The 23,531-nt window shown below is 73.6% G+C and carries 12 protein-coding genes; 3 read left to right on the forward strand and 9 right to left on the reverse strand.

Annotation, left to right across the window (positions count from 1 at the left end):
• Window positions 1-128: 128 nt before the first annotated feature.
• Genes ACFV1W_RS15945 through ACFV1W_RS15965 form a run of 5 tightly spaced genes read right to left on the reverse strand, consistent with a single transcriptional unit; the run spans window position 129 to window position 11,779 of the window.
• The gene (locus ACFV1W_RS15945) at window positions 129-824 is read right to left on the reverse strand and encodes a formyltransferase family protein (RefSeq protein WP_380416897.1); all 696 of its coding nucleotides are present in this window, start codon (window positions 822-824) and stop codon (window positions 129-131) included.
• Window positions 825-826: 2 nt separating this feature from the next.
• The gene (locus ACFV1W_RS15950; RefSeq protein WP_380416899.1) at window positions 827-2,059 is read right to left on the reverse strand and encodes a cytochrome P450; all 1,233 of its coding nucleotides are present in this window, start codon (window positions 2,057-2,059) and stop codon (window positions 827-829) included.
• Window positions 2,056-3,846, reverse strand: coding sequence for a beta-ketoacyl synthase N-terminal-like domain-containing protein (locus ACFV1W_RS15955; RefSeq protein WP_380416901.1), 1,791 nt, complete (start codon window positions 3,844-3,846; stop codon window positions 2,056-2,058). Before ACFV1W_RS15955 ends, ACFV1W_RS15950 begins: the two co-directional genes overlap by 4 nt.
• Window positions 3,847-3,896: 50 nt before the next feature.
• Entirely contained in the window at window positions 3,897-5,714 is a 1,818-nt protein-coding gene (locus ACFV1W_RS15960) for an amino acid adenylation domain-containing protein (RefSeq protein WP_380416904.1), read from the reverse strand.
• Entirely contained in the window at window positions 5,711-11,779 is a 6,069-nt protein-coding gene (locus tag ACFV1W_RS15965) for an acyltransferase domain-containing protein (protein WP_380416906.1), read from the reverse strand. The genes ACFV1W_RS15960 and ACFV1W_RS15965 overlap by 4 nt, the downstream gene beginning before the upstream one ends.
• A gap of 757 nt (window positions 11,780-12,536) precedes the next feature.
• On the opposite strand from ACFV1W_RS15965, the gene ACFV1W_RS15970 reads away from it, so the two are divergent.
• The 3 genes from ACFV1W_RS15970 to ACFV1W_RS15980 all read left to right on the forward strand — a co-directional run bounded on the left by ACFV1W_RS15970 (window position 12,537) and on the right by ACFV1W_RS15980 (window position 17,373).
• Window positions 12,537-13,883 carry an MFS transporter gene (locus tag ACFV1W_RS15970; RefSeq protein WP_380416908.1) on the forward strand — a complete coding sequence of 449 codons (1,347 nt, stop codon included), beginning with the start codon at window positions 12,537-12,539 and terminating at the stop codon, window positions 13,881-13,883.
• A 32-nt stretch (window positions 13,884-13,915) separates the two neighbouring features.
• Window positions 13,916-15,712, forward strand: a complete 1,797-nt coding sequence (locus ACFV1W_RS15975; RefSeq protein ID WP_380416911.1) for an acyl-CoA dehydrogenase — start codon at window positions 13,916-13,918, stop codon at window positions 15,710-15,712.
• 239 nt (window positions 15,713-15,951) lie between these two features.
• The gene (locus ACFV1W_RS15980; protein ID WP_380416913.1) at window positions 15,952-17,373 is read left to right on the forward strand and encodes a phytoene desaturase family protein; all 1,422 of its coding nucleotides are present in this window, start codon (window positions 15,952-15,954) and stop codon (window positions 17,371-17,373) included.
• Window positions 17,374-17,525: 152 nt separating this feature from the next.
• Here the strand turns inward: ACFV1W_RS15980 and ACFV1W_RS15985 are convergent, their stop codons facing one another.
• From ACFV1W_RS15985 to pntB, 4 genes are all read right to left on the reverse strand, one after another.
• Window positions 17,526-19,598, reverse strand: coding sequence for a glycoside hydrolase (locus ACFV1W_RS15985; RefSeq protein WP_380416916.1), 2,073 nt, complete (start codon window positions 19,596-19,598; stop codon window positions 17,526-17,528).
• 37 nt (window positions 19,599-19,635) lie between these two features.
• On the reverse strand, window positions 19,636-21,078 hold the full coding sequence (locus ACFV1W_RS15990; protein ID WP_380416919.1) for a sensor histidine kinase: 1,443 nt from the start codon (window positions 21,076-21,078) through the stop codon (window positions 19,636-19,638).
• Entirely contained in the window at window positions 21,075-21,761 is a 687-nt protein-coding gene (locus ACFV1W_RS15995; RefSeq protein WP_380416920.1) for a response regulator transcription factor, read from the reverse strand. Before ACFV1W_RS15995 ends, ACFV1W_RS15990 begins: the two co-directional genes overlap by 4 nt.
• A gap of 306 nt (window positions 21,762-22,067) precedes the next feature.
• Window positions 22,068-23,531, reverse strand: coding sequence for a Re/Si-specific NAD(P)(+) transhydrogenase subunit beta (pntB, locus tag ACFV1W_RS16000; protein WP_380416922.1), 1,464 nt, complete (start codon window positions 23,529-23,531; stop codon window positions 22,068-22,070).

The following is a 23,531-nucleotide window of genomic DNA, read 5'->3' on the forward strand; positions in this document are numbered from 1 at the left end:
TTTGTGTGTGGTTGTTTTTTTTTTTATTATAAGTCCGCGGCGGGGCCGGGCGCGGCGTCGCCCCCGCGCGGCCCCGGGGGGGGGGGGGGGGGGGGGGGGCGGCCGGCCCCCACGCCCCGGAGGGGGCCTCAGCCCTCGTGCAGCGCCCACCGGCTGCCGTCGACCCGCGCCGTCCCGGGCAGGGCGACCAACTCGGGCTTGAACAGCGGCGGCGCGCCCATCGCGGGCTCCCAGGTGGCCAGCTCCTCGTCCTGGGGGACCTCGATCCGCCGGCCCGCGGCGAGGTCGTTGACCACCTTCAGCAGCAGCCGCACGCCGAGCGGCGCCAGGTGGTCGCGCCACAGGCTCCGGGCCGTCGAGCCCGGGGGCACGAACAGGTGCTCCTGGGCGGCGATCGGGCCGCCGTCGGTGCGCTCGGTGAGGTGGTAGACGCTCCCGCCGGTCACCTTGTCGCCGTCGCGGATCGTCCACCGGACCGCGTCCCGGCCGCGGTGCAGCGGCAGCAGGCTGGGGTGGTAGCCGATGGCCGCGACGGCGGCCCGGGCGCGGGTCTGGCGGCCGAGGAAGGCGTGGGAGTGCGCGGCGAGGATGACGTCAACCCCGTCCGGGACGTGCCGGGCGCGCAGTTCGGCCGAATCGGTCCAGGGGATGTCCCGGGGGTACGCCCAGGAGCGCAGACGGTCCCAGCACATCGCGTTGCCCTCGTCGGACTGCCCCTTGCGCAGCCGTGGGGCGGCCGCACCGACGATCTTGTGTCCTTCGTCCAGCAGCGCCTCCGCGACCTGCACCGCGAACGCGCCCTGCCCTGACAGGTAGATGTGCATCCTCACTCCTTCAACGCGGCGGGATCGGGTTCGAACCGCACCGGCAGCGTGGAGAAGCCGGTCAGGAAGTTGGACCGGATCGGCAGCGCCTCGCCGGTCTGCTCGAACCCGGTGGTGAAGTCCCGCAGGGCGGTGAGCAGTTCGGCGATCTCCACCTTGGCCAGGTACGAGCCGACGCAGAAGTGCGGGCCGTAGCCGAAGGCCAGGTGCCGGTTGGGGGTCCGGCCCAGGTCGAACACCCCGGGCCGGTCGAAGACCCGTTCGTCCCGGTTGCCGGAGGCGTGCCAGAGGGTGACGATCTCGCCGGGCCGCAGCCGTACACCGTGCAGTTCGGTCTCCCGCACGACGCTGCGCCCGAAGTGCATGGTGGGCGAGGCCCAGCGCAGCACCTCGTCCACGGCGGTGTCGACGGCGACCTCGTGGCGCTTGAGGCGCCGCCACTCCCCGGGCCGGGCGGCCAGGGTGCGGACGCAGTCGATCATAGTCAGCCGGCTGGTCTCGTCGCCCCCGATGATCAGGCTGTAGCAGTTGAGCACCACGTCCTCGTCGGTCAGCGGCACGCCGTCGATCTCGCTGGCGATCAGCATGCTGATCACGTCGTCGCCGGGGGCCTCGCGCCGTTCCTCGACGAGGTCCATGAAGTACATCAGGATCTCGTTGCGGGCCATCTCGGAGTCGACCTCGTCCCCGTCCTCGTCGTCCGCGGACAGCGCCGTCCTCGTCAGGCCGAGCAGGTGGTCCTGGTCCTGTTCGGGCACGCCGAGCAGGTTGGAGACGGTGGTCATCGGGATCCGGGCGGCGATCCGCTGCGCGAAGTCGCAGCCGCCGGACTCGACGGCCTCGCGGATCCACCGCCGGGTGTTGGTCCGGACGGTCCGGGCGACCTCGTCCAGCACCCTGGGGGAGAGCACCCGCTGGAGGATCTTGCGCAGCTCGTGGTGGCGGTGCCCGTCGGTGACGGCGAGCATCCGGCCCGCCCCGGCGTCGCCGCCGCCCAGCAGGGTGACGAGGACGTTGCCGCGTTCGGAGGTGAAGTTCCGGTCGTCCCGGTAGGTGGTCATGATGTCGTCGTGGCGGGAGAGCACCCAGAAGCCGCGACGGCCGTCGACCGGCGGGTTCCAGTGCACGGGGGCGGTGTCCCGCAGGCTGCGCCAGAACGCGTCGAGGTCGTGGCCGGCGAAGGTGGCCGGGTCGCCCAGGTCCACGGTGGCCGGTGCCGGAGCCGGTGCGCTCATGCACACCAGTCCGTGCGCCAGAACCGGCGGGGCCGGAACGGATAGGCGGGCAGCGGCACCCGGTGGCTGGCCTCGCCCACGTGCAGGGCGTCGAAGTCCACCTGGCTCCCGGTGACCCAGGCGGCGCCCAGCTCGGACAGCGCCCGCTCGTCCCGGCCGGAGGGCACGATCCCGTGGTCGCTGCGGGAGAAGTCCTCGGCGTCGGTCCGCGGGGCGGCGGCGGTCGTGACGGCCGAGCCGCGGGGGACGTCCTCGGACAGCGCCGCGATGAGCTCGGCGCGGCTGCGGACCACGGCCGCCCAGCGGCGGGGCATCACCTTGCGGCCGAGGTTGAGGCTGAAGCAGACGTCGTCCAGCCGGAGTCCGGGGTTCGCCTCCAGCCAGTCCCGCAGCCGCGTGCGCTGCCGGGCCAGGGCGTCGTCGTCCAGGGCGGACAGGGTGGCCAGCCGGGGCCTGCCCTCGACCTCGGGGGCGCGCCCGGCGGGCGTCGGGGCCTCCTCCAGCAGCAGGTGGGCGTTGTAGCCGCCGCCGCCGATGGAGGTGATGCCGGCCCGGCGGATGCCCGCCTCCGGCTCCCAGTCGGCCCCTTCGAGCTGCGGCACGAAGGGGGTACCGGGGAAGTCGAGGTCCGGGTTGACCTCGGTCAGGTTGATCGTCGCCGGGAGCTTCCGGTGGTACAGGGCGAGTGCGGCCTTGATCGCGCCGAAGCCGCCCGAGACCACGCCGCCGTGGCCGACGTTGCCCTTGACCCCGCCGATCGAGGTGGTCGCGGTCTGCTTCCCGAACGCCATGCTCGCCGCGTGCACTTCCAGCTCGTCGGTGATCGGCAGGCCGAGCCCGTTCGCCTCGTACATGGACACGGTCTCGGGGGCGACGCCGCCGACCTCCATGGCGCTCGCGATGCAGGCGCTCAGCCGCTCGGGCTGGGCCAGGCCGTACGCCATCGCGCTGACGCCGTTGTTGTTGACGGCCGAGCCCTTGACCACGGCGTAGATGTGGTCGCGGTCGGCGACGGCGTGGTTCAGCGGCTTCAGCAGCACGGTGACGACCCCGCTGGACAGCGCGGTGCCGGTGCCGTTGGCGTCGAACGGGCGACAGTGGCCGTCCTTCGACAGGATGCGGTTCTCCTCCCACAGGTGTCCGCGGGGGTGCGGCAGCCGGATCATGGCACCGCCGGCGATCGCCATGTCGGTCTGGCCGAGCAGCAGCGACTGGCAGGCCAGGTGCACTGCGTAGTGGAAGCCCGTGCACACCGCGGCGACGGTGACGGCCTCGCCGGTGAGGCCCATGTAGTAGAGCGCGTTGGAGGTCATGGTGTCCGGCGACCACGCCAGGCTGGCCTCGATCGCCTCGGGGCCGACCGACACCCGGTCCGGCGGGGAGCCGTAGAGCGCGGCGGTCTGCGGGTTGTTGGCGCCGTACATGCCGATCTCGGCGCCGAGCCGGTCCGGGTCGTAGCCGCCGTCCTCCAGCGACTCCCAGGCGCTCTCCAGGAACAGCCGGTTCTCCGGGGTCATCGCGGCCGCCATCCGGTCGCTGATGCCGAACACCGACGGGTCGAACTTGTCGTAGGTGTCGAGCACGCCGCAGGCCCGGACGTAGAACGGGCTGTGGATCAGCGTCTCGTCGACGTGGATGTCGTCCTTGGCCAGGAAGGAGATGGACTCCCGGCCGTGGACGAGGTTGTCCCAGAACTGTTCCTTGGTGCGCGCTCCGGGCGCCCTTAGGGACATGCCGATGACGGCCACGTCGCCCGGGTCGTAGTCCTGTCGGGGGCTGTCGGTCATGAGGTGCTCCTGCTCCGGTGTCGAGTGAGGTGGCTCAGCGGCTCAGCGGCTCAGCGGCCCGCGCCGCCGCGGCCGCGCAGCGCGGCACGACGGGCGCCGGCGCGCTCGCGGGCCGAGCGGACCACCTCGGGGGTGGCACCGCTCTCGTCGTCGAGCCATCGGGCGAGGGAGGAGATGTCGCGGAAGCTGAACAGGTCGGGCACCCGGACGCGGCGCTCGAAGCGCCGGGTCATCAGCCGGGCGAGGCGGACCAGCAGCAGAGAGTCGCCGCCGAGGTCGTAGAAGGCCGACTGCACGTCGATGGCCGACGGTTCGAGGCCCAGCAGCTGGCCCCAGATCTCCGACAGGGCCACCTCGGTCGGCGTGCTCGCGGCCGCCAGTGGCGCGCCCGTCCCGGCGGCCGGCGGTTCGGGCAGTGCGTTGCGGTCGAGCTTCCCGCCGGGCCCGAGCGGCAGTGCGGGGAGCAGCACGAGCGTCGCGGGCACCATGTAGTCGGGCAGTTCGACGCCGAGGCGGCCCGTGACGGCGCCCTGCAGCGCGGCGTCCAGCCGGGGGCCGTCCGGTGCGGCGCCCTCCCCCGCGGGCACGACGTAACCGACCAGCCGGTTGCCCCGGACGGCGGCGGCGGCCTCCCGGACCTCGGGGCAGGCGGTCAGCCGGGCCTCGACCTCCTCCAGCTCGATGCGGTAGCCGCGCAGTTTGACCTGGTGGTCGGTGCGGCCGAGGAAGCGCAGCTCGCCGCCGTCGGTGAACTCGACGACGTCCCCGGTGCGGTACATCCGCTCGCCGCTGCGGAAGGGGTCGGGGAGGAAGCGTTCGGCCGTGGTGCCCGGCCGGTTGACGTAGCCGTGGGCGAGGCCGGGGCCGCCGAGGTGGAGCTCGCCGGACGCACCGGCCGGCACCTGCCGCAGCTGCTCGTCCAGCACGTAGACCCTGGTCGTCGGCGGGCCGATGGTCGGCTCGCCGACGCCGTCCGCGGGGACGGGCCCGAAGGAGCAGAACACGGTCCCCTCGGTGGGACCGTAGGCGTTGAACACCCGCTCGGCGCCGGTCTCCCGGTACGTCCGGTCCACCAGCTTGCGGCGCAGCGCCTCGCCGCCGAACACCACCGAGCGCACGTTGGGCGGCAGGGCCCCGGCGTCCAGCAGGCCGTTCATGACGGACGGGACGACGTTCAGGTGGGTGATCCGGTCGGCGTACCGGCTCTCCGCCAGGTGCACCGCGCTCTCGACCAGTACGACGGCGCCGCCGCGGCACAGCGCGTTGAAGATCTCCATCACGGACATGTCGAAGCAGACCGAGCTCGCCGCCGAGACCCCGCTCAGGTCGCAGCCCGCCAGGACCCGGTCCAGCTCGGCGAGCATCGCCGTGCAGCCGCTGTGCCGGACGGCCACGCCCTTGGGCCGGCCGGTGGATCCGGAGGTGTAGATGACGTACGCGGTGTCCTCGGGCACCACCGGTGCGGGCCGGGCGCCGGGCTCGGTGGTCACCGTCTCGCCCAGCACCACCACGGTCGGGCCGGGCGGGCAGGCCGCCCGGGATGCGGGTGTGGTGAGCAGCAGGCGGGTGCCGCTGTCCCGGACCGTGAAGGTCAGCCGGTCGGCAGGGTAGTTGGGGTCCAGCGGCAGGTAGCAGGCGCCGGTGCGCAGGGCCGCCAGGATGCCGACCAGCAGGTCGGGGGTGCGCTCGACGCAGATGCCGACCGGGACGCCGGGTGCCGCGCCGGCGGCGGCCAGCTGTTCGGCCAGCTCGCGCGAGCGGTCGTCGAGTTCGCCGTAGGTCAGGATTCCGGCGTCGGAGTAGACCGCGGTCGCGTCGGGGCTCTTGGCCGCCTGCTCCAGGAACTCCGAGTGCAGGGTCGCGGTCACCGGTCCGTCCCCTCGGGCAGCGGTCCCTCGGGCAGGCCGGCGGGTGCGAGGTCGCCGAGGGGCAGGTCGGGTCGGGCGATCGAGTCGAAGAGCACGCTGCGGTACAGCGCGAGCAGTGCGGTCACGGTGTGCCTTTCCAGGTAGCTCGGTTTGAACTGCACGTGGCCGGCCACCTCGCCGTCGATGTCGGCCATCGAGATCTCCAGGTCGAACTTGGCGAGGTGCCTGCGCACCTGGAGCGGCTCCAGGGGCAGGGCGCCGTCGGGTGTGAGGGTCCCGCCGACGCCGTGGAAGAGCTTGACGGAGCGGGGGAAGGCGTCCGAGGACAGCCAGTTCACCACCACGTCGAACCACGGGGAGCGGCCCTCGGCGCGCGGCGGCTTCAGCTGGGAGGCCAGCAGGTCGAGCGGGTAGTTCATGTGCTCCAGCAGGCCCAGCGAGAACGCGTGGACCTCGCGCAGCAGTTCGCGGAAGCTGCGGTCGGCGGCGGGGTTCGCCCGGACCAGCACGGTGTTGAGGTAGTAGCCGATCGCGGACTCCCAACCGGGCTCGGCCCGTTGGGCGATGGCGGTGGCCAGCACCGAGTCCTCCGTCCCGACCGCCCGGTTGAGCGTGGCGAAGAACCCGGCGAGGACGACGGTGCTGACCGACACGCCCTCGCGCACCGCGAACTCCCGCAGCAGACGGGTCTCTTCGGCGCTCCAGCGGAACGCCAGGTCGCGGCCCTCGTAGGTGACGCCCGGCGGCCGCTCCCTGGCGGACAGGTCGAGGTGGGCCGGCGGGTCGGCGAGCTTCTCCGACCACCAGTCCAGCGCCGCGTCGGCCGCCGGAGCCGCCAGCCAGTTCCGCTCCCAGGCGACGAACTCGGTGTACGGGGCGACGGGCGGGGCGGCGTCGGGGTCGGCGCCCTCGTAGTACTCCTGGAGTTCGCGGATCATGACGTCGGCCGAGGCCGCGTCCGAGGCGATGTGGTGGACGAGCACCAGCAGGTAGTGGTCGGCCGGCCCGCGCGTCATCAGGACGACCCTCACCAGCGGCCCGTTGTCCAGGTCCAGCGGCCGGTGCCCGTGCCGGGCCAGCTCCTCACGGGCCTGCTCGTCGTCCAGGTCGGAGCTGTCCACCACCAGGAACTCGTACACCGGCTCGTCCAGGATCACCTGGTACGGCCTGCCGCCGGCCTCCACGAAGAGGGTGCGCAGCGCGGGGTGGCGCATCATGACGGCCCGTAGCGCCCGCTCCAGGGCCTTCTCGTCGACCGCGGCCCGGATCCTGGCCGTCACCATGAAGTTGTAGGGCACGGCGTCCGGGGAGACCATCTGCATGAACCACAGCGAGGCCTGGCCGTGCGAGGCGGGTGCCAGTTCGAGGCCGAGGCCCTCGGCGCGCAGCTGGTCCAGGGCGGGGGCGGCGGTGGCCTCCAGCAGGCCGCGGGCGTCCAGTTCGTCGAGCAGCTCCTCGGCGTCCAGTTCGGACAGCTCGGACAGGCCGTCCGGGAGCACCGGGGGCGACGCCGCCCCGACGGCCGCGACCGGCACCGGCACCGGCACCGGAGCCGGAACCGGAGCCGCGGCGGGCCCCACCGGCTCCGCCGCGGCGGCCGGTCCGGCGGTGAGCTCGACGAAGTGGCCGACGACCTCGGAGATCGCCCGGCCGTCCAGGAACACCACCGGCGACACCCGGTGCCCGAACAGCGACTGCAGCTTGTTGACCAGCCGGATCGCCAGCATCGAGTCCAGGCCGAAGTCGAGCAGGCTGGCGTTCGGGTCGAACCGGCCCACCGGGACGCCCAGTGCGTCGGCGAGCTCGGCGAGGACGACCTCCGCCACCGGACGGCTCTGCGTCGGCCGCTGCTCCGCCGGCCGGGCCCCGGCCACGGCCACGGCGGCGGGCGCCGGCGCGGCCACCGTCTCCACGGCCGGGGTGCGCGGCTCGGTGTCGATCCAGTAGCGCTCCCGCTGCCACTGGACGAGCGGGGTCTCCACCGCCTCGACGTCGTCGGCGAACAGCCCGTCGAAGGTCAGCGGCAGGCCCCGGACGAACAGCGAGGCGACGGCGCCCAGCAGGCAGCGGAGGTCGCTCTCACCGCGCCGCAGGGAGTTGACCGCGTGCACCCGGGCGCCGCGGGTCAGGGCGATCTCCTCGACCGCGCCGCGCAGCGTCTCGTGCGGGCCGATCTCGACGAAGGTGCCGACGCCCCGGTCGACCAGTGCGCCGATGGTCTCGGCGAAGCGGACCTGGTTGCGCAGGTTGTGCACCCAGTAGTCGACGTCGGCGACCGGGTTCACCGCGCCGGACACCGCGGTGGAGTGGAAGTCGACGCCGGGCGACAGCGGGGTGATGCCGTCCAGGGCCGCGCGCAGCGGCGGGATCAGCGGGTCCATGCCGGGGCCGTGCACCGGCCGTTCGACCCGGATCCGCCGGACCGGTACCCCGTCCCGCTTGAGTTCTGCCTCCAGGGCGTCGACCGCCGCGGGGGAGCCGGAGACCGCCGCGCTGGTGGGGCTGTTGACCACGGCGACGGCGGCGTGTTCGGCGTACGGCGCGAGCCGCGGCAGCAGTTCCGCCTCCGGCAGGTCGACCGAGATCATCGCGCCCACGGCGGCCTCGCGTTCCAGCAGGTGGGAGCGGGCGACCACGACCCGGGCGGCGTCCTCCAGGGACAGCGCCCCGGCGACGCAGGCGGCCGCGACCTCGCCCAGGCTGTGCCCGACCACGGCGGTCGGCTCGATGCCGAGGCCGAGCCAGACCTTCGCCAGCGAGACCTGGAGGGCGAACAGCACCGGCTGCTGGAAGTCCATCTCCTCGTACCGGGCCCCGTCGGCCGGGGCGGCCAGCTGCTCCAGGACCGAGCAGCCGCCGGCCGCCCGCACGGCCTCGTCGCAGGCCTGCATCCAGCCGCGGAAGCCGGTGTGGGAGCGCAGCAGTTCGCGACCCATGCCGACCCACTGGGTGCCGCCGCCGGAGAACACCAGGGCCACCCGGCGGTCGACGTTGCCGGAGACCGTGCCCGTGAGGACGTCGGGGTGCGGCGTTCCGGCGGCGACCCGGGCGAGGCCGTCCAGGACGTCCTGCCGGTTGCGGGCGAACAGCGCGATCCGGTGGCCGTGGTGGCTGCGCCGGGCGGCGAGGGTGTAGGCGAGGTCGGAGACCCGCAGGCCCGGGTCGCGTTCGACGTGGTTGGACAGCTCCCGGCAGGTGTCGGCCAGCGCCTCGGCCGTACGGGCCGTGACCGGCACCAGGTGCAGCCGCTCGTCGGCCGCCTCGGCCCCGCGGCTCGGGGCGGTGTGCCGACCCCGGTCGCCGGCCAGGAACGGGTGGGCGGCGACGGGCAGTCCGGCGGTGTACAGCGCGCCGAGCGAGCCGAGCAGGGTCGCGGCCTCGTCGGCGCCGCGGCGCATCGAGGGCAGGGTGGTCGCGGGCAGGATCTCCGACACCGACTTCAACAGCAGCGGGTGCGGGCTGAGTTCGACCACCGCGTCGATGTCGTGGTCGCGCAGCGCGGTCAGCGCGTCGACCATCCGGATCTCCCGGCGCAGGTTGTCCGCCCAGTAGTCCGGCCCGAGTTCGGCGCCGTCGACGAGCTCGCCGGTGACGGTCGAGATCATCGGGATGCGGGCGGTCCGGGGCCGGATGCCGTCGAGTTCGACCTTGAGCGGGGCGAGGACGTGGTCGACCAGCGGGGAGTGCGGGGCGTGGCCCATCCGCACCCGGTGGCTGGTGACGCCCGCCTCGGACAGCCGCCCGACCAGGTCGTCGATCTCCTGCGGCGTGCCGGTGACCAGCGTGGAGTTCAGGCCGTTGCGGCCGGAGAGGGTGAGCCCGCCGGTCAGGTGCGGGGCGACCTCCTCGGCGGCGGTCATCACCACGATGCCCTCGCCGCGCCCCACGGCCAGTTGCTGGAGCAGCCGGCCGTGGTGGGCGGCCAGCCGGGAGGCGTCGTCGAAGTCGAGCGCACCGGCGACGTGGGCGGCGGCGAACTCGCCGACGCTCTGCCCCACCACGACGTCCGGCTCCACCCCCAGCGAGCGCCAGGCCTCGGCCAGGGCGACCTGGAGCGAGAACAGCAGCGGCTGGAAGACGTCCATGTCGTCCAGCCGGCCCTCGGAGGAGAGCAGTTGGTCGACCGGCGAGAAGCCCAGCAGCTCGCGCATCCGCCGGTCCGACCGCATCATGGACCGCCGGAACACGGGCAGGCCGGCGAGCAGCTGCCGACCCATGCCCACCCACTGGGAGCCGTTGCCGGAGAACAGGAAGGCGACCCGGGGGCCGGGGCCGGTCCGCTGCCCCACGCTCAGCCCGTCGGCCGTCGCGCCGCTGCCGAAGGCGTCGAGGGAGGCCCGGAGTTCGGCCATGTCACGGGCGGTGGCGGCGAGCCGGAAGTCGCCCTCGCCGGGCGTGCGGGCGCACAGCGCGCGCAGGTCGCTCTCGTCGCGCAGCGCCCGGGCCCGTTCGGCCAGCGCCTCCCGGGAGTCCGCGGCGAGCAGCAGCAACGAGGCTTCCGGGCGCGGTAGTTCCTCGACCGCGACGTGACAGATCGCGCCGCCGAAGCCGAAGGAGCTGACGCCTCCCCGGCGGGCGTCGGAGCGCCGCGGCCAGGGTGTCAGCCGGTCCTGGACGGTGAGGTTGTACTCGTCGAACATGATCTGCGGGTTCGGCGCGCTGTAGTGCAGGCTCGGCGGCAGCACGCCGTTGCGCATCGACATCGCCAGCTTGACCAGGCCGACGATCCCGGCGGCCGCCTCCAGGTGGCCGACGTTGGACTTGACCGAGCCGAGCCGCAGCGGCTCCGTCCGGTCGCCGCCCAGCACCGCGCCGATGGCGTTGGCCTCGATCGGGTCGCCGAGGGGAGTCGCGGAACCGTGGCACTCGACGTAGTCCACCAGGTGCGGTGCGATGCCGGCCCGCCGGTACGCGGTGCGCAGCATCTTCTCCTGCGCCTGGGGGTTGGGCGCCGTCATGCCGTTGCTCAGGCCGTCGTTGTTGGAGGAACTGCCCTTGATCAGGCAGTAGACCGGCAGGTCGCGCTCCAGTGCGGTGCTCAGCGGGGCGAGCACGACGACACCGGCGCCCTCGCCGCGGACGTAGCCGTTGGCGCGGGCGTCGAAGGACTTGCAGCGGCCGTCCGGGGCGAGGGCGCCCATCTGGTCCATGGCCGTGTAGTAGTCGGAGACGAAGCTCAGGTTGACGCCGCCGGCGAGCACCAGGTCGCTCTCGCCCAGCTGGATCGACTGGCACCCCACGTGCACCGAGACCAGCGATCCGGCGCAGGCCGCGTCGATGGCCATGCTGGGGCCCTGGAGGCCGAGCAGGTAGGAGACCCGGTTGGCGATGATGCCGTCGTGCATGCCGGTCGCGGTGTGCGGGGTGATCTGGCTGTCGGGCCCGCGGTAGTGGGCCAGGGCGGCGTAGTCGCCCCAGCAGGAGGCCATGAACACGCCGGTGTCGCTGCCGACCAGGCTGTGCGGCGCGATGCCCGCGTCCTCCAGCGCCTCCCAGGCCAGCTCCAGGATCAGCCGTTGCTGGGGGTCCATCTGGACGGCCTCGCGGGGCGAGATGCCGAAGAACAGCGGGTCGAAGCGGTCGATGCCGTCGATGAACCCGCCCCAGCGGACCCGGCTGTTGAGCAGTTCCCGCCGCGCGGCCGGTACCGGTCCGACGGCGTCACCGCCCTCGACCAGCAGCCGCCAGAACGAGGCCGGGTCCGGCCCGCCGGGGAACCGGCAGCCGATGCCCACGACCGCGACGGGCTCGTGCGCGGTCGTACGGCGTCCGCCGCGGCGGTCGGTGTCCGGCGCGGGCTCGGCGGCGCGCGGGCCGTCGACCACCGCGCGGGCCAGTTCCTCCACGCTCGGGTACTGCCAGGGCCAGGTGGCCGGAACGGGCCGGCCGACGAACTCCGACAGGGCCGCGGCCAGGGCCACCGACTTCGCGGAATCCAGTCCGTACCGGTGCATCGGCGCCCGGCGGTCCACCGCGTTCGAGGGCACGGCCAACAGCTCGGAAACCCGGGAGAGCAGGAACTCCGTGACGGCGGACAGGTCTCGCGCTGCGCGTTCTCGGGGCATGGCGACTCCATGGGCAGGGCGGGTGGAATGGAGGGGGGAGGTGCAGATCCGGTCGGTCGCCGGCGCATGGACAGCCGGGCTGCGGAGGCGGATGCAGCCGCTTCCGGAATCCCGAATCACGAGTGTCACGACAGCTCGGGCGATCGCGGATCAGCGGCCCACTGTGAAGTTCTCGCCGACGCGTGCGGCTCCTGCCGATCGGTCCTGCGGCGCGTTCGCTGCCGAGGATTTCCGCGGCGCTGCTGTCCCGGTCCGCCCTGAGCGCGGATAACCGGGGAAAACACGGGAAACCCCGACCGGGGCGGGTGTCGAAGTCGATGGTGTCGAGCGCAAATGAAAAGTGTCGAACGCAACGGGATGTGCGAACGGGTGTGCTTCGGATCACCGGGCATTCACCGACCAGCGGGTATGAGCGTGCCACTTGGTGAATGGGTGAGACAAGTGTCGTCGGAGACTGGTCGGGCCACTGGCGAGATTCGATCGCCAAAGTGTCCGATTCGATCTGCTCGGGGGAGTGGCCTGATGAACGGCCTTGCCGCAGAGCCGAGTTGGTGCTGGTTGGAGTCACTGTGGGGCGGGCTGGACAGCGGTGGATCCGCCCGGGCAAGCTGATCCACATGCCACTTGCGAGCCTTGAGACGGCATCGGTCCATGTCGACCGCTCCTTAGCCGGTCGGCACCACCCGCGGCCCCGGGGCGCCGCACCCGCCGGTGCGCCACGCGGCGCACGCCCTGGGACGCGCGACGGCGGGCCCGCATGACCGACACCGCGGTCATGCCGCTGACCCGCCCGGGACTGGCCCTCGGAGTGCTGGCCGGGGCGCTCGCCCTGGACGTGAGCGGCCTGGGCGTGCTCAACGCCGCCCTGCCGTCCGTCGGCACGCGCTTCGACCTGAGCGACACCACGCTCCAGTGGGTGATGACCGCCTACGCCGTCACCTTCGCCGGCTTCCTGCTGGTGGGCGGCCGACTGGCCGACGCGCTCGGCCGGCGCCGGGTCTTCGAGGTGGGCGTCGCGGTCTTCACCGCCTCCGCGCTGGTCGGGGCGGTGGCCCCGGACATCGGCGTCCTGCTGGGCGCGCGCGCCGTCCAGGGCGTCGGCGCCGCCCTGTCCGGACCGGCCGCGCTGGCCCTGCTCTCCGAGGCGTTCCCGGCCGGCCCGGCGCGCAACCGGGCGTTCAGCGTCTACGCGGCCGTCGGCGCCGCGAGCTTCAGCGGCGGGGTGCTGCTCGGCGGCGTCCTGACCCAGTTCTTCGGTTGGCGCTCGGTGCTGTGGTTCTCGGTGCTGCTGGGGCTGGCAGTCCTGGCCGTGACCCGCATCGGACTGCCCGACGGTGCCGGGCACAGCGGCCGGCTGGACCTGCCCGGCGCGGTCTCCGGAACCCTCGGCCTCACCCTGCTCGTCGTCGGGGTGAGCAGTGGCGGCGCGACCGCCTGGACCGTGCTCTGCGCCGCGGCGCTCTGCCTGGTGCTGTTCGTCGTGCGCGAGCACCGCACCGCCGACCCGGTGCTGCCGCTTCGCCTCTTCCGGCTGGCCCCGGTGCGGTCCGCGAGCCTGGCGGCGTTCCTCCAGTACACGGGCTCGGTCGGGATGCTGTTCTTCGCGCCGCTGTACCTCCAGGGAATGCTGGACTACTCGCCGTTCGAGTCCGGCCTCGCGCTGGTGCCGATGTCCCTGGCCGTGTTCCTCACCGCCAACTTCGCCACCGGCCGCCTGCTGGCCCGGTACACCCCGCGCGTCCTGATGGCCGTGGGCCTGGTGCTGATCGGCGTGGGCACCGGCCTGTGGCTGGCCACCCCGCACTCCGGGGGCTACGTCACGTACGTGCTGCCCGGCCTGGTGCTCAGCGGAATCGGCCAGGGCCTGAACTTCCCCTCGATGACCTCCGCCGCGCTGGGCGGCGTCCCGGCCGAGCAGCAGGGCGTGGCCGGCGCGGTGAACGTGGTGACCCAGCAGATCGGCGCGAGCGTCGGCGTGGCGCTGATGGTCCTGGTCGCCGGGACCCGTGAGGACCGGCTCGGGGGCTACCATCTGGCCTACGTCACCGCCGCCGTCGCGTGCGTCCTCGGCGCCGCGGTCATCGCACTCGGGCGCCAGGACTGAGTCGACCGGACCGAGTTGAAAGGCCGGGTTCCATGACCTCCCTGCTGCTCTCCCGCCGCGACCTCGACTTCCTGCTGTACGAATGGCTGGACGTGACGGCCCTCACCGGGCGGCCGCGGTACGCCGACCACTCGCGGGAGACCTTCGACGCCGCCCTGGACCTCAGCGAGCAGGTCGCCACCCGGCACTTCGCGCCGCACAACAAGCGAAACGACGCCGAGGAGCCGCGCTTCGACGGCGAGCGGGTCCACCTGATCCCGGAGGTCGGGGAGGCGCTCACCGTCTTCGCCGGAACGGGCCTGCTGGGCAGCGCCATGGATCACGAGGTCGGCGGCGCCCAGCTGCCCACGGTCGTGGCCAACGCCTGCTTCGCCTGGTTCCAGGCCGCCAACCCCGGCACCGCGGCGTACCCCTTCCTGACCGCGGGCAACGCCAGCCTGCTGCTGGCGCACGGCAGCCCCGAGCAGATCGACACCTACGTCCGGCCGATGGTGGAGGGCCGGTTCTTCGGCACCATGTGCCTGTCCGAGCCGCAGGCCGGATCCTCGCTCGCCGACCTCCGCACCCGGGCCGAACCGCAGGACGACGGCACGTACCGGCTGTTCGGCAACAAGATGTGGATCTCCGGCGGCGAGCACGAGCTGTCCGAGAACATCGTCCACCTGGTGCTGGCCCGGATACCCGGCGGGCCGCCCGGGGTGAAGGGCCTGTCGCTGTTCATCGTGCCCAAGGTGCTGGTCGGCGCCGACGGCTCGCTCGGCGAGCGCAACGACGTGGTGCTGGCCGGCCTCAACCACAAGATGGGCTTCCGCGGCACCACCAACACCCTGCTCAACTTCGGCGAGGGCAGGCACACGCCGGGCGGCGAGCCCGGAGCGGTCGGGCACCTGGTCGGCGAACCGCACCGCGGCCTGGCGTACATGTTCCACATGATGAACGAGGCCCGGATCGGCGTCGGCCTCGGCGCCACCGCGCTCGGCTACACCGGTTACCTGCACGCCCTCGACTACGCCCGCAGCCGCCCCCAGGGCCGCCCGGTCGCCGCGAAGCCGGCGGGCGGCCCGCAGGTGCCGATCATCGCCCACGCCGACGTCCGCCGCATGCTGCTCGCCCAGAAGTCCTACGCGGAAGGGGCGTTGGCCCTGGTGCTGTACTGCGGCCGGCTCCTCGACGAGGAGCGCACCGGCGCCTCGCCCGAGGACCGGTCCCGCGCCAAGCTGCTGCTGGACGTCCTCACCCCGATCGCCAAGAGCTGGCCGTCCCAGTGGTGCCTGGAGGCCAACAGCCTCGCCATCCAGGTGCACGGCGGCTACGGCTACACCCGTGAGTACAACGTCGAGCAGTTCTACCGCGACAACCGGCTCAACCCCATCCACGAGGGCACCCACGGCATCCACGGCCTGGACCTGCTCGGCCGCAAGGTCGTCATGGACGGCGGCGCGGGCCTTCGACTGCTCGTCGAGACCGTCTCGGCGACCGTCGCCCGCGCCGGGGCCGCCGGCGGTGACGCCGCCGAGTACGCGGCGCGGCTCGACGAAGCCGTCCGGCGCGCCGTTTCGGTCACCGGCCGTCTCTGGGCGACGGGAGACCCGGAAACGGCGCTGGCCAACGCCAGCGTCTACCTCGAAGCGGTCGGCCACACCGTGGTCGCCTGGCTGTGGCTGGAACAGCTCCTCGCCGCCGAGAACGGCCGCGAGCCCGTCCACGAGGGCAAGCGGCACGCCTGCCGCTTCTTCTTCCGCCACGAACTCCCGAGGACCGGGGCCCAGTTCGACCTGCTGGAGAGCCTGGACCGCACCGCCGTGGAGATCCCCGACGGCGCCTTCTGAGCCGGGCACGCGCTGCGCCCCGTCCAGGGCGAAGCCCGGCGAGCGGGACCCGGCGGCGTGGCGCGCGGCCGGCTGGACCTACCGCTCGCTGGGCCGCCCCTGACCGGGCGACCGCTGCCCTGACGCGGCGGACCGGTGCACGGATCCGGGGCCTTCGCTCCCTAAGCTGGCCCGGTGCACCGGCCGGCATGCGACCCGTCCGCCGCTCGGTGGCCCCGGCGAGAGGTGGGACCGGAACCATGACGACGGCCGTAGTGGTGGGCAGCGGGCCGAACGGGCTCGCCGCCGCGATCCGCCTCGCCCAGGAGGGCGTGCGGGTACGGGTGCTCGAGGCGCGGGGGACGATCGGCGGCGGCACCCGGTCCGGCGAGCGGACGCTGCCCGGGCTGATCCACGACGACTGCTCCGCCTTCCACCCCACCGGCGTCGCCTCGCCGTTCCTGCGCTCGCTGGGCCTGGAGGAGTACGGGCTGCGCTGGCTCTGGGCCGAGGCGGAGCTGGCCCACCCCCTTGACTCGGGCGCCGCCGGGGTGTTGTGGCGCGACGTGGACCGGACGGCCGATCAGCTGCCGTCGGCGGACGGCAGGAGGTGGCGGCGGGTGTTCGGCCGGCTGGCGAGCCGCTTCGACCGGCTCGCGGACGACGTCCTCGGCCCCCTCCTGCACGTGCCCGCCGCGCCGCTCGCCCTGGCCGAGTTCGGCGCCCGGGCCCTGCTGCCCGCCCCGTGGACCGCGAGGCAGTGGAGCGGCGAGCAGGCCCGGGCACTGTTCGGCGGGGCGGCGGCCCACGCGTTCGGCTCGCTCCGCGCACCGTTCGGCAGCGCCATCGGCCTGATGCTGGTCGCCGTCGGCCACGCCCACGGGTGGCCCGTGGCGGAGGGCGGCTCGCAGGCGGTCACCACCGCGATGGCGCGACTGCTGGAGCGGCTCGGCGGCGCCGTCGAGACCGGGGTGGAGGTCCTCGACCTCGACCAGCTGGACCGGCCCGATCTCGTCCTGCTGGACACCGGCCCGCACGCCGCCGCCCGGATCCTGGGCGACCGCCTCCCGCCCCGGACGGCCCGGGCCTACCGGCGCTACCGGTACGGCCCCGCGGCCTTCAAGGTGGACCTGGCGGTCGAGGGCGGCATCCCGTGGACCGACGAGCACTGCCGGGCGGCCGGCACCGTCCACCTCGGCGGCACCTTCGAGGAGGTCGTCGCCGCCGAGGAGGCGACCTCCCGCGGCCGGATGCCCCGCCGCCCCTTCGTGCTGGTCGGCCAGCAGTACCTGGCCGACCCGTCCCGCTCGGCCGGGGACCTCCATCCGGTCTACGCCTACGCCCACGTCCCGCACGGCTACCGGGGCGACGCGACCGAGCCGGTCCTGGACCAGATCGAGCGGTTCGCCCCCGGCTTCCGGCCGCGGATCCGCGCCCGGCACGTCCGTACCGTGGCCCGGCTGCGCTCGGACAACCCCAACCACGTCGGCGGCGACATCACCGGCGGAGCCAACACCGCCCGCCAGCTCGTCCTGCGCCCCCGCCCCGCCCTCGACCCCTACGCCACCGGCGTGCCCGGCGTCTACCTGTGCTCCGCCGCCACCCCACCGGGTGCCGGGGTGCACGGGATGGCCGGCTTCCACGCGGCGCAGTCGGCCCTGCGGCACCTGGCGCGGCAGTGACCCCGACCGGGGGCGGCACCGACCCGGCGGGCTGCCGGGGGGCGGCCCGCGCCGCCACCGGCAGCGGCCGCAGGGGCGCACGCACCGCCGGGTGGTCGGCCGGCGGGCTGAGGAGGCCCCGGCACCCGCCCCACCCGGCGAAGTGCAGCCGGCTACTTGAGGGGCGCCTGCGGCAGCGTGCCGGGGCAGAGGCGGCGCGGCTGCCCGTCGCCCTTGAGCTTCGCGTCCACGCAGCCGCCCGGCAGGGCACCGGGGCCGTAGGTGCTGGTGCCGAAGTTGGCGGTGACCTGGAGGACGCCGTCGCCGAAGCTGGTCCGCTGCACCTGGTGGTCCGCGCTCAGGTAGCTGAAGCCGGTCATCGGCTGGGTGCCGGCGGCCTCGTGCAGCGGCGCGAAGTACTTCTGGAGCGCGGCGAGTTGCTTGCCGTCAGTGTCGAGGGTCGGGCCGTTGAGGGCCAGGTTCAGCGGGGTGTTCTGGAGGATCGCCTGCAACGCCCGGGTGGTCTCCAGTGCCGGGAGCTTGGTGTAGGACAGCTCCCAGCGGTCGAGGTTGACCTGGGAGTCGTGCAACGCGGTCTCCAGCAACGGGATCCGGTACGCCGGGTCGAACATGGCCTTGGTCAGGTCATCCGGAAGGGTGACCGGCTTGAAGAAGACGCCCGGTGCGGTGGCCGGCGCGTAGCCGCCCCAGACCTCCTTGTTCCTCTCCAGCGGCCACAGCCCGTCCGCCGGCGGGGTCAGCGAACCGTGGCTGAAGTCGATGACCGGGCCGGCCCAGCCGTGTGCGGACTCGGATCCGAGCACCAGCTTGTCGGGGCCGGACAGCCGGCGCATCCGAGCGATCCGGTTGGCCTTGTCCTGCTGCTGGTTCATCGGGTGGTCGGCGCTGAAGTCGTCGTACAGCTCGCCGGCCGCGTCCACGTCCAGGAAGTAGCTGTTCGACCCGTTGGCGGTCATCTGCCTGGTGCGCTGGGCGAGGAACTCGTCGTGCCGCGCGAATGCCTGCGAACTGAGGTAGCAGCCGCGGTCGTGGAAGCCCGCGAGTACGGAGCCGTCCTGCTGGTGGACGCAGTAGTCCGGGTAGACCGGGGCCGGCCAGGCGGAGGTGGGGGCATCGGCGGTGGCCGGGTCCTGCCCGTTGGCGAACGAGTCGTACGGGCCGACCAGGTAGCCCGCCTGCTTCGCGGCGGTCACCGCCTGTGCGTCCATCGGGTGGTCGTCCGCGTCGTAGCCGAGCCAGAGCCGGGACAGGCCGAGCGCCTGCATCTGATGGACGCCCTGCGCGGTGCGGGCGCTGCCCCAGGTGTAGGCGTGGAAGGCGCCGAGCAGCTTGCCCACCTCGGGGTTGGCGGCGATCTTGCTGGCCAGCGTGACCAGTTGGCCGTTGTCGCCGAGCCAGCGGCGGTAGTCCTGCGCCGGCGCGACGGGAGAGGGAGTGGTGAGGGCGAAGGTGACCGTGTAGTCCCGGGTGCCCGCCCGCTGGGAGAACGTGTGCACGGCGGTGCCGTGCAGGCGGCCGTCCTGGGAGCTGAGGCCGAGTGAGGTGCCGATCGGCTGCGGCACCAGGTAGCTGACGCCCGCTCCGGCCAGCGTGTAGCCCCACAGCGGCATGCTCAGGTCGGCTTCGAGGTCGTAGCGGGCGCCGGCCACGCCGTTCCCGGTCGAGTTCCAGAACGGGTCGGAGACCGGGATGCCCAGCCCCTCGCCGCGCGGCAGCTGTATCTGAGTGGCGGACGGCTCGGTGCCGGTGACCGGCCAGGACAGCGCGGCGCCGTCCTGCTCGCTGTGCACGGTGACCTGCAGCCGACCGCGCACCGCGGCCGCCGTGACGCTCAGGCCGTGTGCCGGCAGCGTCCAACTCGCGGCGCTGCCCTTGACGGTGACCGGGCCGGGCGCGCCCAGCGGCTGCGCCGCGGGCGCGGATAGGGTCAGGGTCCGACGGTCGCGGCCTCGCGCGGTGACGGCCAGCGAGTCGGTCTGAAGCTGCGCGACGCCGCCCTCCACCGGGATGTCCAGGACGTTGCCGTGCAGTCGGACCGAGAGGTCGGCGGGCGCTGGGCCGACCGGGTGGGTGGTCGCCCCGTGGGCGGCCGACCAGCTCGCGCTGACGAGAGTGGCGGCGCTCATCAGCGCGAGTGCTGCCACCGTCGCGCTGCGGCGGCGGGTGCGTCGAGGGCGCTGCGGAGAGGGCGGGAGGGGCGGCGGGGTCGAGCTCACGGTCGTCATGCCGTGAAAGGGTGTCGGCGGGTCATAAGAACACCTCTTATGAAGCGTCAGCGGAGCGGTGCCACGAGCCTCCGACAGCGCGTCGACCACCCGGCGGAACGGGTTCAGCCGGCAGTGCGAGCCGGAACAGCGCGCCGCCGTCCGGCGCGTTCTCGGCGGTGAGGGTGGCGCCGTGGGCGCGGGCGATCTGCCGGGCCATCGCGAGTCCGAGGCCGGAGCCCGGTAGCGCTCGCGCGGCAGAGGCGCGGTAGAAGCGGTCGAAGACGTACGGCAGGTCCTCCGGTGCGATGCCGGGGCCGTGGTCGCGCACGGTCAGCTCCAGGCCGGCCGTGAGCCGCACCTCGACCGTGCCGCCAGCCGGGCTGAACTTGGCCGCGTTGTCCAGCAGGTTGGACAGCAGCCGGGCGAGCCGGGCCGGCACGCCCGGGACGGTGCGCTCCCCGGCGGTGTCCACCAGGGTGAAGCCGATCGCGGGCCAGTGCTCGCGGGCGGCGTTCACGCAGCGCGCGACCAGCGGGCCCATCCGGACCTCTTCGAGCAGCGGCTGCGGCTCCTCGTCGCGGGCCAGCTCGATCAGGTCGTTGACCATGCCGGTCACCTCCCGCAGCTGGCGGCCCAGCGCGGCGGCCGCCCGAGCACGCTGTTCGTCGGTCAACCGGTCCGCCCGGGTGAGGAGTTCGGCGTTGGTGCGCAGCGCCGTCAGAGGGGTGCGCAGCTCGTGCGAGGCGTCCGCGACCAGCCGGCGCTGGGCGGACACGGACTGTTCCAGCTCGCCCAGCATGGTGTTGAAGCTGGCGGCCAGTCTGGTCAGTTCGTCCTCCCGGCGGCCGGGCGGCAGCTCGATGCGCAGGCCGGCGTCGCGGGTGTCGGCGATCCGTTCGGCGGTCCTGGTCAGCCGGGTGACCGGGGCCAGTCCGGTGCGGGCGACGGTGTGGCCGAGCACGGCGGCCAGCAGGACCCCGACCGCGGCGACGGCCGCCATCAGCTCGCCGGCCTGCCGTACGCCCTCCTGCACGGTGTCGGCGCGTAGCGCCACCTGGACGGCCTGGCGGGTGCCGGCGGGGGTGGCGGTCATCGGGGTGGTGAGCATCCGGGCCGGGTGTCCGCCGATGGCGACGTCGGTGAAGTAGCCGTCGCGTTGGCGGGCCGCGACCTGGCGGGTGGTCGGGGTGACCGGCAGCAGGTACGGCTGGGCCGGGTCCCTGGCCGGGTCGGCGGGCACGATCTGGGCGCACGCGGGGGCGGCCAGGTAGCCGCACTCGCCGTAGACGACCTGGGGGCCCTGTCCGCGGTGCTGCTGCTGGAGCAGGGTGGCCTGCTGGGTGAGGTGCAGATCGAGCTGGTGTTCGAGCTCGTAGCGGACGACGGTGAAGGCCGCCGCGCTGACGCCGACGGCGACCAGCGCGACCGCGGCCGTGCAGGCCAGCGCCAGCCGGGTGCGCAGCGGACGGCGCCGGCGCCAGCGGGCGTGCTCCTTCACCGCTCCTCCAGCCGGTAGCCCACCCCGTGCACGGTGTGCAGCAGCCGCGGTTCGCCGCCGGCCTCCAGCTTTCGGCGCAGGTAACCGATGTACACCGCCAGCGAGTTGGAGTCGGGGCCGAAGTCCGATCCCCATACCCGTTCCATGATCATTTCGCGCGGCAGCACCTGGCCGGGATGGCGCAGCAGGACCTCCAGCAGCGCGAACTCGGTGCGGGAGAAGTCCAGTGGGCGGCCGTCACGGCTGCCGGTGCGGGTGATCGGGTCGACCACGAGGTCGGCGTACCGGTACTCGGTCTCCTCGACGGCCGGCGCACTTCGGCGCAGCAGCGCGCGCAGCCGGGCGGTCAGCTCGTCCAGCGCGAAGGGCTTCACCAGGTAGTCGTCGGCGCCCGCGTCCAGGCCGTCGACCCGCTCGCTCACCGAGTCGCGGGCGGTCAGCACCAGGATCGGGATGCGGTCACCCAGGGCCCGCAGCCGACGGCAGACCGCCAGGCCGTCGAGCGCGGGCATCATCAGGTCGAGCACCATGGCGTCGGGCTGCCAGCGGGTCACCTCGCCGAGAGCCGCCAGCCCGTCGGCGGCGCCGCGCACCTGGTAACCCTCGACCGCCAGCCCGTCCTCGACGGCGGCGCGCACCTCCGGGTCGTCGTCCACGACCAGTACCCTCTGCCCGTTGCTCATGCGGACAACCCTCTCAAACCGACTCTGAGAACTCTCTTACATCGGCTCGCCAGGCTGCCTGGCACATCTACCCGGGCCTGGCGCTGGCCGAGGCCCTGCGCAGAGCCGATCCGCGAGTGGTGATCTCGTTCGCGGGGACCGAGCGCGGCCTGCGCCGCACCTCCGAGCGGGTCGCCGAGCACCTGCACCTGTTCGCCTCCGAGCGCTACCGGGTCTGACGCGGGGGCGGGGCGGGCTGTCGGACCAGCGGTGGGTGGACGCCCCCGAACCGGTCCGACGGCCCGCGCCGCCCCGGGCACGGCGGTACTACCGAGCCGCCGCCGTGCGCCCGGCGGCCGGGACCGCACCCTCGCGGTCCCGGCCGGGCAGGGCCCGCAGGATCGCCTCGACGCTCTGCTTGGCGTCGCCGAAGAGCATGCCGGTGTTGTCCCGGAAGAACAGCGGGTTCTGAACCCCCGCGTAGCCGGAGGCCATCGAGCGCTTGAAGACGACCACCTGCTCGGCCTCCCACACCCGCAGGACCGGCATCCCGGCGATCGGGCTGCCCGGGTCCTCGGTGGCGGCCGGGTTGACGGTGTCGTTGGCGCCTATGACCAGGACGACCGAGGTCGCGGCGAAGTCGTCGTTGATCTCGTCCATCTCCAGGACGATGTCGTAGGGCACCTTCGCCTCGGCCAGCAGCACGTTCATGTGCCCGGGCAGGCGCCCGGCGACGGGATGCACCCCGAAGCGGACCTCGACCCCGCGCTCGCGCAGCCGCTGCGTCAACTCGGCCACCGGGTGCTGGGCCTGGGCCACGGCCATGCCGTAGCCGGGAGTGATCACCACCGATCGCGCCTGGTCGAGCAGCCCTGCGACCTCCTCGGCGTGGACCTCGCGGTGCTCGCCCTGCTCCTCGTCCCCGCCGGACGGCGCCTCGATGCCGAAGCCTCCGGCGATCACGGACAGGAAGGAGCGGTTCATGGCCTTGCACATGATGTACGAGAGGTAGGCACCGGAGGAGCCGACCAGCGCCCCGGTGACGATGAGCAGGTTGTTGTCGAGCAGGAACCCCGAGGCGGCCGCGGCCCAGCCCGAGTAGCTGTTCAGCATGGAGACGACCACGGGCATGTCGCCGCCGCCGATCGAGGCGACCAGGTGCCAGCCCAGGGCGAGCGCCAGCACGGTGACCGCGACCATCAGGGCCGGGCCCGGGCTGGCGGTGAACCAGACCGTCAGGACCGCGAAGGCGGCCAGCGCGCCCAGGTTGAGGGCGTTCTTCCCGGGCAGCGTCAGCGGCCGCGAGGCGATCCGGGCGGAGAGCTTCAGGAAGGCCACGACGGAGCCGGTGAAGGTGACCGCTCCGATGAACACGCCGATGAAGACCTCGGCGTGGTGGATGCCGAGCAGCTCACCGGCGATCCGGGTCCGGCCGGACCCGTGGGCCTCGACCTCCAGGTAGCTGTTCCAGCCGACCAGGACGGCGGCGAGACCGACGAAGCTGTGCAGCACGGCGATCAGTTCGGGCATCTGCGTCATCTCGACCCGTCGCGCCCGCCACAGTCCGGCCGCACCGCCCAGCGCCATCGCGACCACGATCAGTGCGACCGCGCCGGCGGTGATGCTCTGCGCCGCCGCCACGACGGTGGCGACCAGCGCGAGGGCCATGCCGGCGATGCCGTACACGACACCGGCCCGCGAGGTCCGGTGCTGGGAGAGCCCGGCGAGGCTGAGGATGAACAGCAGCGCGGCGACCAGGTCCGCGGCGTGCGAGGCCGTCGTGGAAGTCAT

It is taken from the genome of Kitasatospora sp. NPDC059648, assembly GCF_042734825.1.
Lineage (GTDB): Bacteria > Actinomycetota > Actinomycetes > Streptomycetales > Streptomycetaceae > Kitasatospora.